15 protein-coding genes and 1 pseudogene are annotated in these 15261 nt (G+C 61.4%); 8 read left to right on the forward strand and 8 right to left on the reverse strand.

Going from position 1 to position 15261, the window contains the following annotated elements; translation table 11 throughout:
* The first annotated feature begins 5 nt into the window (after window positions 1-5).
* Genes L4923_RS11130 through hemW form a run of 3 tightly spaced genes read left to right on the forward strand, consistent with a single transcriptional unit; the run spans window position 6 to window position 2221 of the window.
* Window positions 6-416, forward strand: a complete 411-nt coding sequence (locus tag L4923_RS11130; RefSeq protein ID WP_239364836.1) for a VOC family protein — start codon at window positions 6-8, stop codon at window positions 414-416.
* Window positions 417-1064 carry an RdgB/HAM1 family non-canonical purine NTP pyrophosphatase gene (gene rdgB / locus L4923_RS11135; protein ID WP_239364838.1) on the forward strand — a complete coding sequence of 216 codons (648 nt, stop codon included), beginning with the start codon at window positions 417-419 and terminating at the stop codon, window positions 1062-1064.
* Window positions 1064-2221 (forward strand): radical SAM family heme chaperone HemW, encoded by a 1158-nt coding sequence (hemW, locus tag L4923_RS11140; protein WP_239364840.1) that lies wholly within the window; start codon window positions 1064-1066, stop codon window positions 2219-2221. Before rdgB ends, hemW begins: the two co-directional genes overlap by 1 nt.
* 20 nt (window positions 2222-2241) lie before the next feature.
* Here the strand turns inward: hemW and L4923_RS11145 are convergent, their stop codons facing one another.
* Window positions 2242-2427, reverse strand: coding sequence for a hypothetical protein (locus tag L4923_RS11145; RefSeq protein ID WP_239364842.1), 186 nt, complete (start codon window positions 2425-2427; stop codon window positions 2242-2244).
* 130 nt (window positions 2428-2557) lie between these two features.
* Here L4923_RS11145 and rsmI point away from each other — a divergent pair, with 130 nt between their 5' ends.
* From rsmI to L4923_RS11160, 3 genes are all read left to right on the forward strand, one after another.
* The gene (gene rsmI / locus L4923_RS11150; protein ID WP_239364844.1) at window positions 2558-3460 is read left to right on the forward strand and encodes a 16S rRNA (cytidine(1402)-2'-O)-methyltransferase; all 903 of its coding nucleotides are present in this window, start codon (window positions 2558-2560) and stop codon (window positions 3458-3460) included.
* Window positions 3453-3830, forward strand: coding sequence for a YraN family protein (locus L4923_RS11155; protein ID WP_239364846.1), 378 nt, complete (start codon window positions 3453-3455; stop codon window positions 3828-3830). The genes rsmI and L4923_RS11155 overlap by 8 nt, the downstream gene beginning before the upstream one ends.
* 198 nt (window positions 3831-4028) lie before the next feature.
* A complete protein-coding gene (locus tag L4923_RS11160) occupies window positions 4029-4259 on the forward strand; it encodes a DUF3297 family protein (protein WP_239364848.1) in 231 nt (76 codons plus the stop codon).
* Window positions 4260-4276: 17 nt separating this feature from the next.
* On the opposite strand, the gene L4923_RS11165 is transcribed toward L4923_RS11160, so the two are convergent.
* From L4923_RS11165 to L4923_RS11175, 3 genes are all read right to left on the reverse strand, one after another.
* Window positions 4277-4561 carry an acylphosphatase gene (locus L4923_RS11165; protein ID WP_239364850.1) on the reverse strand — a complete coding sequence of 95 codons (285 nt, stop codon included), beginning with the start codon at window positions 4559-4561 and terminating at the stop codon, window positions 4277-4279.
* Window positions 4558-5925 carry a cytochrome P450 gene (locus tag L4923_RS11170; protein ID WP_239364854.1) on the reverse strand — a complete coding sequence of 456 codons (1368 nt, stop codon included), beginning with the start codon at window positions 5923-5925 and terminating at the stop codon, window positions 4558-4560. Before L4923_RS11170 ends, L4923_RS11165 begins: the two co-directional genes overlap by 4 nt.
* A 117-nt stretch (window positions 5926-6042) precedes the next feature.
* A complete protein-coding gene (locus L4923_RS11175; protein WP_239364857.1) occupies window positions 6043-6273 on the reverse strand; it encodes a hypothetical protein in 231 nt (76 codons plus the stop codon).
* Window positions 6274-6622: 349 nt separating this feature from the next.
* On the opposite strand from L4923_RS11175, the gene gyrB reads away from it, so the two are divergent.
* Window positions 6623-9100, forward strand: coding sequence for a DNA topoisomerase (ATP-hydrolyzing) subunit B (gene gyrB, locus L4923_RS11180; RefSeq protein WP_239364860.1), 2478 nt, complete (start codon window positions 6623-6625; stop codon window positions 9098-9100).
* Between the two features lie 195 nt (window positions 9101-9295).
* Here the strand turns inward: gyrB and L4923_RS11185 are convergent, their stop codons facing one another.
* The 4 genes and pseudogenes from L4923_RS11185 to L4923_RS11200 all read right to left on the reverse strand — a co-directional run bounded on the left by L4923_RS11185 (window position 9296) and on the right by L4923_RS11200 (window position 13091).
* A complete protein-coding gene (locus L4923_RS11185; RefSeq protein WP_239364863.1) occupies window positions 9296-9712 on the reverse strand; it encodes an organic hydroperoxide resistance protein in 417 nt (138 codons plus the stop codon).
* 156 nt (window positions 9713-9868) lie between these two features.
* Window positions 9869-11200 carry a sensor histidine kinase gene (locus L4923_RS11190; protein ID WP_239364865.1) on the reverse strand — a complete coding sequence of 444 codons (1332 nt, stop codon included), beginning with the start codon at window positions 11198-11200 and terminating at the stop codon, window positions 9869-9871.
* Window positions 11197-11937: a response regulator gene (locus tag L4923_RS11195; RefSeq protein WP_239364867.1), complete on the reverse strand. Its 741-nt coding sequence runs from the start codon at window positions 11935-11937 to the stop codon at window positions 11197-11199. The genes L4923_RS11190 and L4923_RS11195 overlap by 4 nt, the downstream gene beginning before the upstream one ends.
* Window positions 11938-12030: 93 nt before the next feature.
* Window positions 12031-13091, reverse strand: a pseudogene (locus L4923_RS11200) (alpha/beta fold hydrolase).
* 330 nt (window positions 13092-13421) lie between these two features.
* Between L4923_RS11200 and L4923_RS11205 the strand changes: the two are divergent.
* A complete protein-coding gene (locus L4923_RS11205) occupies window positions 13422-15188 on the forward strand; it encodes a cytochrome c biogenesis protein DipZ (protein WP_239364869.1) in 1767 nt (588 codons plus the stop codon).
* Window positions 15189-15261 lie beyond the last annotated feature (73 nt).

Below are 15261 nucleotides of genomic sequence, written 5' to 3' on the forward strand. Positions count from 1 at the left end.
GCATTATGCAGCCCGCAGCGATCCTTGAATCCGCGCTCTACGTCACCGATCTCGAGGTGGCCGAGACCTTCTATGCCGATGTCATCGGCCTCGAGCGTATCGGCAAGGTGGAGGGCCGGCATGTATTCTTCCGCTGCGGGAAGGGTGTGCTGCTGCTGTTCAACGCGGAGGCGACGAGGCATCCACCTGCACCCGATGCCCGACTGCCCGTGCCGCCGCATGGCACAACAGGCCAGGGCCATCTTTGTTTTGCAGCCAGTGCCGAAGAACTAAACCGCTGGAAAGCGCATCTTGATACGCATGGCGTCGCCATCGAGGCCGAATTCGAATGGCCGCAAGGCGGTCGTTCCATCTATCTGCGCGATCCCTCCGGCAATTCGCTGGAATTCGCCGAACCCAAGATCTGGAAGCTGTAAATGCACTCGCTCGATGGAAAGAAGATCGTCGTCGCCAGCCACAATGCCGGCAAGCTTAAGGAGTTCGCCGACCTGATGGCGCCTTTCGGCTTCGAAGCGAGGTCGGCCAAGGAGTACGGCCTGCCGGAACCCGATGAAACCGGCACGACCTTCGAGGAAAACGCCTACATCAAGGCCTTCGCCGCAGCCCAGGCTACCGGACTGCCGGCGCTTTCGGACGATTCCGGACTATGCGTCGATGCTCTTGACGGTGCACCCGGCGTCTACACCGCCAACTGGGCGGAAAAGCCCGACGGCAGCCGCGACTTCGGCATGGCGATGCAAAAGACGGAGGACGCCCTGCAGGATGTGAAAGCCACGGAAGCCGCACAACGCACCGGACGTTTCGTCGCCGTCATTTGTCTGGCCTTCCCCGATGGAGAGGCAGAATATTATCGTGGCGAAGCCGAAGGCACGCTGGTATGGCCGCCGCGCGGCGAACTCGGCTTCGGCTATGATCCGGTCTTCCGCCCCAATGGCTACGACAAGACCTTCGGCGAGATGAGTGCAGAGCAGAAACATGGCTGGAAACCCGGCCAGGCCGAAGCGCTGTCGCATCGTGCCCGTGCCTTCCAGAAATTCGCCCGCGCAAGGCTGGGTTCGGCCTGATGCTGCTGGATAGATCGCCCGGCTTCGGCGTCTACATCCATTGGCCGTTCTGCGCGGCCAAATGCCCCTATTGCGACTTCAACAGCCACGTTCGCCACCAGCCGGTGGACCAGGAGCGATACATACGCGCCTTCGAGGCAGAGCTTTCGACGATGCGTGAGCGCACCGGACAGCGCGAAGTGACCAGCATCTTCCTGGGCGGCGGCACGCCGTCGCTGATGAAGCCGGAAACGGTCGGCGCCGTGCTGGACGCGGTGGCCAGGAACTGGACGGTGCCTGCCGGCATCGAAGTGACGCTGGAGGCCAACCCCTCCTCCGTCGAAGCCGAACGCTTTCGTGGTTATCGCGCTGCCGGCGTCAACCGTGTTTCGCTCGGCGTGCAGGCACTGAACGACCGCGACCTGAAATTCCTCGGCCGGCTGCACAATGTCGAAGAAGCGCTGCATGCCATCGGGCTGGCGCGCGAGATCTTTCCGCGGCTCTCCTTCGACCTGATCTATGCCCGTCCCGGCCAGACGCCGGAGGCCTGGGAAGCGGAACTCGAGGAGGCGATCGGCCACGCCGCGGACCACCTGTCGCTCTATCAGCTCACGATCGAGGAAGGCACGCCTTTCCATAAGCTGCATGCGGCGAAGAAGTTCGAGATCCCCGATGGCGACCATGCAGCCGATCTCTATCAACTGACGCAGGAAATCACGGCCGCGCGTGGCCTGCCGGCCTATGAGATCTCCAACCACGCAAAGCCGGGCGCCGAAAGCCGGCACAACCTGACCTATTGGCGCTACGGCGAATATGTCGGCGTCGGTCCTGGTGCACACGGCCGCTTCGTCGAGAAGGGCACGCGTGTGGTGACGGTGGCGGAGAAGATGCCGGAGACCTGGCTGGATCTCGTCGAAGAAAAAGGGCACGGCGTAACCGGAGGCGAGATCCTCACCCGCTCGGAAGAAGCCGACGAATTCCTGCTGATGGGGCTGCGTCTCGCAGAGGGCATCGACCTTGCCCGCTACGAGCAGTATTCGGGACGCGCGCTGCCCTCAGGGCGGCTTTCAATCCTGCAGGAAGAAGGGCTGGTGGCACCGATCGGCAATTCCCGCCTGCGTGCCACACCTGCCGGCATGATCGTTCTGGATGCAGTCGTGGCCGATCTGGCGCGTTAATCCGACCGACAATGCATGGTTCAGTGCTTGTGGTTGCTGTTGGCGCGTTCTTTTTCAGCAAAGAGCTCGCTGCCGCGAACCGTCTTTGTCTCGTCCTTGCCATGGCGATGGCCGGTGTTTTCGTTGCCGGAGGTGTGCGAAGCACTCGTCTCCCGCGCGCTGCGGGCTTCCAGCTGTGACATGCAGGCATCGAAATGATTGGGCATCGTGTGCTTCCAGAATCACCCTTGAATTCCGCCGCGCCTTGTGTGCTGCGGCCCTGTGGCAAAGGTGTGGCGGCGCGCGGCTTTTGCAAGTCTCGGCCGCCCGTGCCAAACAAGGTACATCGGAGGGCGCATGAACGGCGAAACAACCAGGAACACCTATGTGATCGGGCAGGCGGAGCTTATCGCCCGGCCGCTTGAAGCGGCGCTCTATCTGGTTGCCACGCCGATCGGCAATCTGGCCGACATTACCCTGCGCGCCCTGGAAACGCTGGCTTCGGCTGATCTCGTCGCCTGCGAGGACACGCGCGTTTCGCGCGTACTCCTGGAGCGTTATGGTATCCGCCGCCGCACCACCGCCTATCACGAGCACAACGCCGCCGAAGCCGGTCCGAAACTGATCGCGGCGCTCGAACAAGGACAAAGCGTCGCGCTGATTTCGGATGCAGGCACCCCCCTGGTTTCCGACCCCGGCTACCGGTTGGTCGGCGAAGCGATCGAGCGCGGCATTCGTGTGGTGCCGATACCCGGGCCTTCGGCGCCGCTTGCTGCCCTGACGGCCTCCGGCCTGCCCTCCGACACCTTCCTGTTCGCCGGTTTCCTGCCGGCCAAGGCCGGCCAGCGCCAGACCCGGCTGGAAGAGCTTAGAGGTGCTCCGGCAACGTTGATCTTCTTTGAATCGCCGCGACGGCTGGCGGAAACGCTCGGTGCGATGTCAGAAGTGCTGGGCGGGACACGCAAGGCCGCGATCGGGCGCGAACTGACCAAGACTTTCGAAGAGATGCGGCCCGGTACACTGGCCGAACTTGCCGCGCATTATGCAGCCGCCGACACGCCGAAAGGTGAGATCGTCATCTGTGTCGGCCCCCCGTTGGCAAAAACCGAAGGTCCGGCAGACATAGACCGGCTGCTTTTGTCGTTGGCGGCTGAAATGCCAACCTCCAAGGCTGCCGCCGAGGCCGCCAAAATGACCGGCGGGCAGAAGCAGGCGCTCTACCGCAGGCTGCTTGAACTGAAGGACGCCAGCGGTGGCTGACGCTTCCGTCATCCGCAAACGCAGATCCTATCGGCGCGGCCACCGCAGCGAATGGCTGGCCGCCATTGCCCTGACGTTCAAAGGCTATCGCATTCTCGCTCGCCGCTACCGCACCAGGCTTGGCGAAATCGATCTGATCGCTCGACGCGGCGATCTTATACTGATCGTCGAGGTGAAGGCGCGGCGGACCTTGATGGAAGCGATGGAGGCAGTCCAACGCGAGTCCGAGAACCGTATCGAACGCGCCGCGGATTTGTGGCTCTCGCGCCAGCCGGACTTCGGCAGACTTTCGGTGCGCTTCGATATGGTGGCCGTTCTGCCCTGGCGTTGGCCCGTGCATATCGAGAACATCTTTCAGGGGCATGACTAGGGTCAGGTCTTTACCATGACGGGAAATGCCCTTAACAGCGCTCAGCCTTAGAGCGCCGCGCGTCCATTCGCACGCGCAAAGCACGCTCTGACACTTTTAATCTGCGCAGTGTGCTTTCCGAAATCGACTCCGATTTTCGGGCCGATGCGCTAAAATCGCGCTGCCTTGCGGCAGCCGCTCATGCGAATGGAGCAATCGATGAGCCTTCCCGACCGGTTGAGCAACGACCCGCGCAGCCCCTATTTCGACGCCGAGGTGCTGGAGCGCGGCGTCGGCATCCTGTTCAACGGACGCGAGCGCGACGACGTCAGCGAGTATTGCGTCAGCGAAGGGTGGATCCGCGCACCCGCCGGCAAGTCGAAAGACCGCTTCGGCCAGCCGATCACGATCAAGCTCAAAGGCACGGTCGAGCCTTTCCCGAAGCCGTAGCGCTGCCCGATCGCCGGTCAGCCGGTGATGTCGAAATCCGCCGGTGCATGCGAGAGGTCGGCAGCCGCCGGCTCGACGCTCTTGACGTGTGCGCCGGATGGTCCTTGCCACAATATCTCGAGCATCCCGGCCACGGCTTCGTTCGGACCGGCGATCAAGGCGCTCACCGAGCCGTCCGGCTCGTTGCGCACCCAGCCACGCAAACCGAGGCGTATCGCCTGGCGTTGTGCCCAGGCGCGAAAGCCGACGCCCTGAACGCGGCCGGTGACGCGTACGAGCACCGCTTTGCCGCCGGCGCTCACCGCTTCGTCACCCGCATCGGCAGGCCGCCCTCGGGTTGTGTCGTCAGCTTCTGCACCGGCCAAGGTTTGGTTTCGGCTACCGTGTCGAAACGGTAGCGCGACAGAAGGATGGCAAGCGCGATGATCGCCTCCTGCATGGCGAAGCTCGCACCGATGCACACACGCGGCCCGGCACCGAACGGCAGGTACTGGAAGCGGTCCATCTTTTCCCGATTTCCGGGATGGAACCGCTCCGGCAGGAACGCGTCCGGCCGATCCCAAAGCTTGCGGTGGCGATGCACTACCCAGGGCATCACCAGCACGGCGGCGCGCGGCGGGATATAGAGTCCGTTGAACGTCTCCGGTTCGATCGGCTCGCGATTAATGGAAGGGGCTGGCGGGTAAAGCCGCAGCGCCTCCTCGAAAGCGGCGCGTGTGAGCGGCATGGCATCCAGCCATTTGGTCGGATCCGGTTCGCGCGCCAGAACGGCGTCGACCTCCGCCTCTACCGGCTCGCGTTCCCAAGGCGCTTCTGCCAGGCAGTACAGCGTCCAGCCGAGTGCGCGCGCCGTCGTCTCATGGCCAGCGCCGATGAAGGTGATGATGTTGTCCTCGACTTCGGCGCGGGTCAGCCCATCCGGCCCTTCGGCCTTGAGCAGCAGGGTGAGAAAATCCTGCGACACCCCGTTTGGATCACGCTCAAGTCGCTCTTCCCGCATCAGCACGGTGTTGCTGACGATGTTGCGGAAATAGGCCAGCGACTTGCGGCCGCGGATGCGGGTGAGTCTCGGCAGCCAGTCCGGGGCACGCAGCAGATCGAGCGGATCGACACGCCCCATGGTTTCGAACAGCCGGTCGATCTGGCTGGCGAAACTGCCCGGCTCGCCGGCAATCTCATTCGAAAACAGCGTCTCGGCCAAGATCTCGTAGGTCAGCATGGTCATGTCGTGGGCGACATCGGTGACCGTACCATCAACATAGCGATCGACGAACTCGTTCGTACGCTTCAGCATCGGAGCCGCGAAGCCGAAGATGTGGCGCGGCGTGAACACCGGCGCCATCGCCTTGCGTGAGCGCTTCCATACATCGCCTTCGGCGGTGAGCAGGCCGTCGCGCAGGATCGGGCGCAGGATCTTCTGGCGCACCGTCGCCATCTTGTAGTTCTTGGCGTTATCGACCAGTACATGGCGGATCAGTGCCGGATCGTTGGCGACGACCAGCGGACCGCCGACCCCGGTCACGGAAATCCAGGGTTCATTGTAGGAAGGCTCGCCCCACAGCTCGAGCGGGTTGCGGTAGACGATGCGCATCATCTCCAGCGTCGAGGGCGGCACGGTGCGCGGCTTCGGCGCCGGTGGAACGAAGGGGGCTGGCTTTGTGTCCATGACGTCTTCCGTAGCTTTCCACAATGTAGTGAGCGCCGATAGCGGCGTCCATGCGGCGCGACGTCAACAAGGCGAGAAAGCCTGTCTGCTCAAACGGAACGATACAACTGGAAGGCCCTAGTTCTTCAATTTCTTCCGCTCCAAAAAGAGCTTCAGGCGTTCACGGATGTCGGCTTCGTCAAAGACACCTTGCGAAAACAGGTCCATGGCCGCCCGGGCCAAATTCTCTGCGGCGGCACCATCGCGCTTGAGCCCGCGCTCCGTGCAGATCTCGTCATAGATGACCTTCAAAAGTTTGAGGTCATCGGGATATGCAGCCCCACTTGTCGAGGAATGGCGGATCGCCATAACTCCCTCCCTTGCATTCGGGCGGAAGCGATCGTCGCTCACAGTCGGCGATGCCCTGACCCACCTATCGCCGATGGCCGAGCATACGACTATCGAGCGGAATGTCCAACTGCGGCCTTGTTGTGTTGAGAACCGCACCACCGAAGGCCTCAAGCACGGACGGGGGCTGATTGCGTCACCGGCTCGATCCTCCTGGCAAGGTCGAACTGGCATGCAACCATTATCCCCGCTCAACTACCCCGTAAACCTTGGAAAAACCGCCTTTTACCCCTATATCTGTCTCTTCGGGACGAGCACGATTCGGGCGCTTCCTGCGCCTCACAGAACGGTATCGAACAAACAGGTTTTCATGAGCGATCAGAGCGACAACGCCAACGGCGGCAGCGCCGAGTATGGCGCCGATTCCATCAAGGTTCTCAAGGGCCTGGATGCGGTGCGCAAACGCCCCGGCATGTATATCGGCGACACCGACGATGGCTCGGGCCTGCATCATATGGTCTATGAGGTGGTCGACAACGCGATCGACGAGGCACTTGCGGGCCATGCCGACCTGGTGACGGTGACGCTCAATCCCGACGGCTCGTGCACGGTCATCGACAATGGTCGAGGCATTCCGACCGACCTGCACCCGACCGAAGGCGTTTCCGCAGCCGAAGTCATCATGACCCAGCTGCATGCCGGCGGCAAATTCGACCAGAATTCCTACAAGGTCTCGGGCGGTCTGCACGGCGTCGGCGTTTCGGTGGTCAACGCACTTTCGGTGTGGCTGCGCATCAAGATCCGCCGCGACGGCAACATCCATGAGATGAGCTTCACCCATGGCGACGCCGACGCGCCGCTGAAGGTGACGGGCACCTATCGGCAAGAAAAGGTCGCCGGCACCTATGAGGGACGCAGCGGCTCGGAAATCACCTTCCTGCCGTCTTCCGACACGTTCAAGGGTGTGACCGAGTTCGACTACGGCACGCTGGAGCATCGGTTGCGCGAACTCGCGTTCCTGAACTCGGGCGTGCGAATCGTGCTCAGCGACAAACGTCATGCGGACGTGAAGACGCAGGAACTGCACTATGAGGGCGGGCTGGAAGAGTTCGTCAAATATCTCGACCGCTCCAAGAAATCGCTGATCGAGACACCGATCGCCATCAGGAACGAGCGCGACGGCATCACGGTGGAAGTCGCCATGTGGTGGAACGACAGCTACCACGAGAACGTGCTGTGCTTCACCAACAACATCCCGCAGCGTGACGGCGGCACCCATCTGGCCGGTTTCCGCGGCGCGCTGACGCGCCAAGTCACGGGCTATGCCGACAGCTCCGGCTTGACCAAAAAGGAAAAGGTGACGCTGACCGGCGACGATTGCCGCGAAGGCCTGACTGCCGTGCTGTCCGTCAAGGTGCCGGACCCGAAATTCTCCTCGCAGACCAAGGACAAGCTGGTTTCCTCGGAAGTGCGACCGGTCGTGGAAAGCCTCGTCAACGAGGCGCTCGGCACATGGCTGGAGGAACATCCTTCCGAAGCCAAGACGCTGATTGGCAAGGTAGTGGAGGCCGCGGCCGCCCGCGAGGCTGCGCGTAAGGCGCGCGAGTTGACCCGCCGCAAGGGCGTGCTCGACATCACCTCCCTGCCCGGCAAGCTTGCCGACTGCCAGGAACGCGATCCTGCGAAGTCCGAAATCTTCATCGTCGAGGGTGACTCGGCGGGTGGCTCGGCCAAAAGCGGCCGCTCGCGCCAGAACCAGGCGATCCTGCCGCTGCGCGGCAAGATCCTGAATGTCGAGCGTGCGCGTTTCGACCGCATGCTGTCGTCCGACATGATCGGAACGCTGATTACCGCGCTGGGCACCTCGATAGGCAAAGACGAGTTCAACGCCGACAAGCTACGCTATCACAAGATCATCATCATGTCGGACGCCGACGTCGACGGCGCTCACATCCGCACGCTGCTGCTCACCTTCTTCTTCCGGCAGATGCCGGAGCTGATCGAGCGCGGCCATCTCTATATCGCGCAGCCACCGCTTTATAAGGTGAGCCGCGGCAAGAGCTCGCAATACATCAAGAACGAGGGCGCGTTCGAGGAATTCCTGATCTCCTCAGGCCTCGAAGACGCCTCGCTCACCCTGTCGTCGGGCGAAGTGCGCACGGGCCACGATCTTGCCAGTGCGGTGACCGATGCACTCGGCGTGCGCCAGCTGATCAACGGCCTGCACACGCGTTACAACCGCGCCGTGGTCGAACAGGCCGCGATCGCCGGCGGTCTTAACCCAGCGATCTTCAACGATCTCGGCCGCGCCAATGCGATGGCCGAAACGATCGCGAAGCGGCTCGACGTCATTGCCGAGGACATCGAGCGTGGCTGGCAGGGGCGCACGTCGACGTCGAATGACGGTACCGGCGGCTATGTCTTCGAGCGTACCGTGCGTGGCGTGCGCGAGGTGGTGCAACTCGACATGGGCCTGATCAACTCTGCCGACGCGCGCCAGCTCGATCGCTATGCAGCCCGCCTCGCCGAAGTCTATTCCGAGCCGCCGCAGTTGCGCCGTCGCGAGAACACGGAGACGATCTCTGGCCCGCTCGCTCTTCTCGACGCGGTTTTCGCCGCAGGCAAGAAGGGGCTGACCATGCAACGCTATAAAGGTCTCGGCGAGATGAACGCCGAGCAGCTTTGGGAGACGACGCTCGATCCGAATGTGCGCTCGCTGCTGCAGGTCAAGGTCAGCGATGCCACGGACGCGGACTCACTGTTTGCACGACTGATGGGCGACGAAGTCGAGCCACGCCGCGAATTCATCCAGGAAAATGCACTCAGCGTGGCAAACCTGGACATTTGAGATTTCTGGGCCGGCGGATATTCGCCGGCCCAGAAAAGCCTGTTCAGCAATTCGTGAAACAGGCAGACAACGCCATGAGACCCGCCAACGGCGATGGTTCATTGGATGAGATGTCGTAGGCACACGGCACCGCGAAAATCGCGGCACCGATGATCCAGACAATGATCCTCTTCATCGATGATCCTTGCGGTCGCCTCAAACCAGGTTGAGTTCGACCTGGATGTTGTTGCGTGTCGCCTTGGAATAGGGACAGGTCTGGTGGGCATCCTCGACAAGCGCGCGAGCCGTTTCTCGATCGAGGCCCGGCAAGCTGACATTCAGTCGAGCCTGGAGAAAATAGGCTCCTTGCGTCGTACCGAGATCGACTTCGGCGTCCACAGCGGTATCGGCGGGAAGCCGAAGCTTCCGCTTTCCGGCAGCAATCCCCATCGCACCGATAAAGCAAGCCGACCAACCCGCAGCAAAAAGCTGTTCGGGGTTGGTGCCGGGTTGAGCACTTCCCGGAGGCGAAAGCTTGACGTCGAGCTGTGCATCATCGCTGCGCGAGGAGCCGTCGCGACCGCCCGTGGTGTGGGTCTTGCCGGTGTAAAGAACCTTTTCGATCTTTGTCATGAAACACTCCTTCGTTCTCGTCGCGGGCCGCGACGCTCATTGACAAGGAGTGGTTTGAAGGCTCGGCGTATCCGGCATGTTTCCGAAAACACACGCAACTGTATCATAGCGTAACGCCGGAGGCGCCGGACATTTTCGCGTACAAGTTGCCCGGATTTACATATGCCTCTCAGCGAAGATCACCTCGGCAGCCAAGCCACCGCCGTCACGATTGTAGAGCCTGACCGAGCCGCCGATAACTCCCGCCAGTTGCTGGGCAATCGCCAGCCCTAGCCCGGTGCCACCGGTCGTGCGGTTGCGCGACTGCTCCAGCCGGAAAAAGGGCTGCATGGCAGCGTCAAGCATATCATCCGGAATGCCCGGGCCGCGATCCAGCACCGTTATGACGGTATCGCCTCTGTCGCTTCGTTCGACACAGATCTCGGCCGCACCGGCGAATTTGATCGCGTTGTCCACAAAGTTCGTGAGGATGCGGCGCAAGGCATGCGGCTTTGTCAATGCTGTCCCTTGAACGCTTCCCAGGACAGAGACCGACTTTCCCGTATCCTGGTAGTCGTAGGCGATGCTGTCGATGAAGGACGAGAGATCGATACGAGAGGTCCTTTCGCCGTTGCTGTGAGAGCTGCGCGCGTAGGCGATCCCATCCTGTACCAGTCGCTCGATCTCGCGCAGGTCGCTGACGAGTTTATCCTTCTCCGGCGTGTCGTCGGCCATATCGGCGCGCAACCGCATGCGGGTGATCGGTGTCTGCAGGTCGTGCGAAATTGCCGCAAGGATTTGTACGCGCTCTTCAAGGTATTGAGCGATCCGTTCGTGCATCGCATTGAAAGCACGAGCAGCGTGGGCGACTTCGCTTGGCCCCGCCTCGATCATCGGGGCGCCTTTTTTGTTCGGATCCAGGGCGTCTGCTGCCGCAGCCAGATCGCCCAGGGGACGGATCGCGAGACGCACCGCAAACCAGGTGCACACGATCAACAGCATCATCTGCAGCGCGAACACGTAAGGCAGCCAGGCTGCCATCGGCATGATACCTCGCGGTATGATCTCTATGGTCAGCGGGCTCCCATCGCTCAACGTCATATGCGCCTGAAGTCGTCCGCCCTCCCCCGGTATCGCTTCGATGCGAAGGGGAAAACGGGAACCAGCGGCATTTTCCAACCTCGCTGCGATCTCCCGCCCATGGCTGGACATCTTGGGTACGCCGGCAAGGCCTGGCCCGAGTATGAGTTTGTAGTTGCCTCGGCTCAGCCAGTCGATCAGTTCCGGCCTCTCGTCGGCCGGCGTCCGGTCAAGAACCGCTATGGATGTTGCTATGTCGTCTTCCAGCGTGCGGAACATCACCGCCTTTGCCGATATGGAGCGTTCGGCAAACAGGATGCCGAAAGACAGCCCATAGGCAGCCGCGAGCCCGGCAAACAGGATAAGGAACAGGCGGGAACGCAGCGTTTTGGGCCACCAATTGCGAGGTGACAAGACGCCAACCTTCATATCCTAGGCTCCGAAATCTCTACCGGGACGGAAAAGACGTAGCCTTCAGCCCGGACCGTCTTGATATAGGTCGGCTCGCGCGCATCGTCGCCGAGCCGCTGGCGCAGGCGACTGACCAGAAGATCGATCGAGCGGTCGAACAGTTCAGCGTCACGGCCCTGGGTGAGGTTCAGGAGCTGATCGCGGTTGAGGACGCGCTGCGGATGATCGATGAACACACGCAACAGTCGATATTCGGCACCGCTAAGAGCGACTTCGGTTCCTTGCCGGTCGAGGAGATGCCGTCCGACCGTATCCAGGCGCCAGTCACCGAATGTCAGCAACTGCCCGGCCTCGCTGATCTGCAGATTGGGCGGCAGCATCCGCGTCCGGCGCAACACCGCCTTGATGCGGGCAAGCAGTTCGCGTGCCGCAAACGGCTTGGGCAGATAGTCATCGGCGCCCATTTCCAGGCCGATGATCCGATCCATCTCGTCATCTCGGGCAGTCAGCATGAGAATCGGTGTTGCCTTGTGCTTGCCGGCGCGGAGCTCGCGGCAGAGCACCAACCCATCATCCCCCGGCATCATCACGTCGAGCACGATGAGGTCGACCGTATTGCCCTCAAGAAAGCTGCGCATCTGGCGGCCATCTGCAGCCGTCGTTGCTCGAAGCCCATTCTTCTTCAGGTAGCTCGAAACCAGCTCGCGAATTTCACGATCGTCGTCAACGATCAGAATATGGTCGATATGCTCCATTCAGATCTCCAACCTCTTCGTGACGACGCAGCGCAGTGTTTCTTAGACCGGATTCGGCTGCAACAAGGCAGCCGAAATATCTTCCGGGGCTGCCTAGAACTTCGCAACGTCAAGAATAGCCTGAGCAAAGGCCTGCGGTGCTTCCTGCGGCAGGTTATGGCCTATGCCGCCACTGACGGTCCGATGTTCATATTTTCCAGAGAACTTGTTCCGATAGGCCGACGGCTCCGGATGGGGAGCACCGTTGGCATCGCCTTCCAATGTAATTGTCGGAACGGTTATAATCGGTGCCATGGCGAGCCGCTTCTCATAGCGCGATCATATTGCGGCTCGCCCTCGACGAGGCCCAGACGCCAGCGATAATTATGGATTGTAATGTCGACATGATCGGGATTGTCGAACGCATCGGCAGAACGGTTGAAGGTCTCATCGTCAAATCGCCATGTCGGTGAGGCCGTCTGCCAGATCAACTTGACGAAATCGCGTGTGTTGGCCGCATAGCCGAGGCGACCGCGCTCGGTGGCGAAATAGAACTGATACCACCAGGAAAGCTCGGCCTTGGGCGGCAATGGCTTCTTGTTGGCCTCCTGGCTGCCGATCAGATAGCCGCTGACCGAGACCATCGCCTTGCAGCGTTCCGGCCAAAGCGCCGCCATGATGTTGACGGTCCGGGCGCCCCAGTCATAGCCGCCGACCACCGCCTTTTCGATGCCCAGCGCATCCATGAACGCAATCATGTCTGCTGCCAGAGCAGCCTGCTGGCCATTGCGCGGTGTCTCGCTCGAAAGGAAACGGGTCGTCCCATAGCCGCGAAGGTAAGGGACGACGACACGATAGCCTTCTCTCGCCAGGATGGGAGCGACATCGACGTAGGAATGGATGTCGTAGGGCCAACCATGCAGCAACAGCACGACAGGTCCGTCGATCGGTCCGGCTTCGGCGTAACCAATGTCAAGGACGCCAGCGTTGACCTGCTTCAACGCCCCGAACGTTGCGCGGGCACCCGCCGTTGTCGTGATCGGAGACGCCCCGGCGGATTGTGCATTGACGGGGGACATGAGGCCCAACTCCGTCGCGACCAGGGTCATGGCGGCCATGCCGAGAAATCGGCGGCGCGGGTGGTTGATATCGTTCGAGAAAGGCTCTTCAGACATGATCATCTCCGATCCATTCGATTGCGGTCGGAAGATGGGTGGCAGCGTGTATCCCGGGTGTGTCTTAGCCAACCTGCTATTGAATGCGTATGTAGCGTCAGCCGGTTGAGATACATTCTGATACAAACCCGCCGCGAGCCGAAGGCCGGGCAGAACCGGAGCGGCCATTTTTGTTTCGGTCTGTAGAACCGCGGGGCTGTCCTACACTTCGATACGTTTCGCCAGTCTCCCAGACATATTCGGGATACGTCGAACCTCTCAGATTGACACTGTTATCGGTTGAGCGAGCGCACCGAGCGCTGCTCGCGTCTTGGTGTCAAAGGAACGACGATGACCCTTCTTATCATTGCCTATCTCGGAGGGGCGCTGACAATACTCAGCCCCTGCATCCTTCCAATCCTTCCGTTCGTGTTCGCGCGTGCCGATCAATCCTTCATGCGCAGCACGCTGCCGATGCTGGTCGGCATGGCTGCAACCTTTGCTGTCGTCGCAACGCTTGCCGCGGCTGGAGGAAGCTGGGCCGTTCATGCGAACGAATATGGACGTTTCGCTGCGCTCGCCCTGCTTGCGGTCTTCGGCGTCAGTCTGATTTCGCCTCGTATTTCGGGCATCGTCACACGGCCGATCGTCGACCTGGGCAACCGAATGCTGAAAGCCTCGAACAAGCCCGGCACCTCGCCAGCCGTGGCCAGCTCTCTGCTTCTTGGCGTCGCTACGGGGCTGCTGTGGGCACCTTGCGCCGGTCCGATCCTCGGCCTCGTCTTGACGGGCGCCGCACTCAACGGGGCAAATCTTCAGACGACACTTCTGCTCCTGGCATATGCTGTCGGCGCGGCGACTTCGCTCGCCCTCGCTCTCACCGTCGGTGGAAAGATCTTTGCCGGCATGAAGCGGTCACTCGGTTTCAGCGAACGAACCCGCCAAGCCCTTGGAACTGCCGTGCTTGCCGGCGTTGCGGTCATCGCGCTCGGTCTCGATACGGGATTGCTGGCCCGTTTCTCCTATGCGAGCACGACATCGGTGGAGCAGACAGTGATCGATCGATTGCATGCAACGCCCACCGACGGCGCGTCGTCCGTCGCCAGCAATACGACTGCGACCGCGGACAAAGCGCACCCCTTCCGCAGCAACCTGTCCAACGAAGGCGATGCACCTTCACTGGACGGTGCCGTCGAATGGCTGAACTCGCCACCGCTCACCACCGAGCGATTGCGCGGCAAGGTCGTTCTCGTCGATTTCTGGACTTATTCCTGCATCAACTGCATCCGCAGCGTACCCTATGTCCGTGCCTGGGCTGAGAAATACAAGGACCAGGGGCTAGTGGTGATCGGCGTGCATGCTCCGGAGTTTGCATTCGAGAAGAAGATCGACAACGTCAGGAAAGCCGTTGGCGACTTCAAGATCACCTACCCGGTTGCAATCGACAACAACTACAAGATCTGGCGCGCCTTCGACAACAGCTACTGGCCAGCCCACTATTTGATCGATGCCAAGGGCCAGATCCGTTACCACCATTTCGGCGAAGGAGACTACAACCAGACAGAACAGGCGATCCAGGACTTGTTGCGCGAAGCCGGCACCGAGATGGCGGCAGGACCGTCCGTCACGCCGGATGCGAAAGGCGCCGAGGCAAGCCCCGATCTCGGGAGCATCGGCTCCGGCGAAACCTACCTCGGATACAAGCGCGTTACCGGCTTCGCATCGCTTGAGAACCTGCAGGCCGATACTGCTCGCAACTATTCCGTGGAAAAGCTCAGGCTGAACGAATGGGGCCTTTCCGGCGATTGGACGGTGGGACCGGAGCAGGCAACACTCAATCGGGCGAACGGCGGAATTGCCTTTCGTTTCAGCGCCCGCGACCTGCATTTGGTTCTCGGCCCAGGCGCCTCTGTCAAACCCGTCCGTTTCCGAGTGACCATCGACGGCAAAGCGCCTGGGCTCGACCATGGCGCGGACATCGACGCCCATGGCAACGGTACGGTCACCTCTACCAGGCTCTACCAACTTGTCCGCCAGGCGGCCGAAGTTCAGGCACGAAACTTCGAAATCCATTTCCTGGATCCGGGTGTCGAGGCCTATGCTTTCACCTTCGGCTGACTCTCTTCTTGTTGGGCGCGTGTGGTTGCCGAACAGTGTGGCGGTCTGGTCCCCAGTCTTCCAGCCGGACAAG

Source organism: Terribium retamae, from assembly GCF_022347545.1.
Lineage (GTDB): Bacteria > Pseudomonadota > Alphaproteobacteria > Rhizobiales > Rhizobiaceae > Mesorhizobium > Mesorhizobium retamae.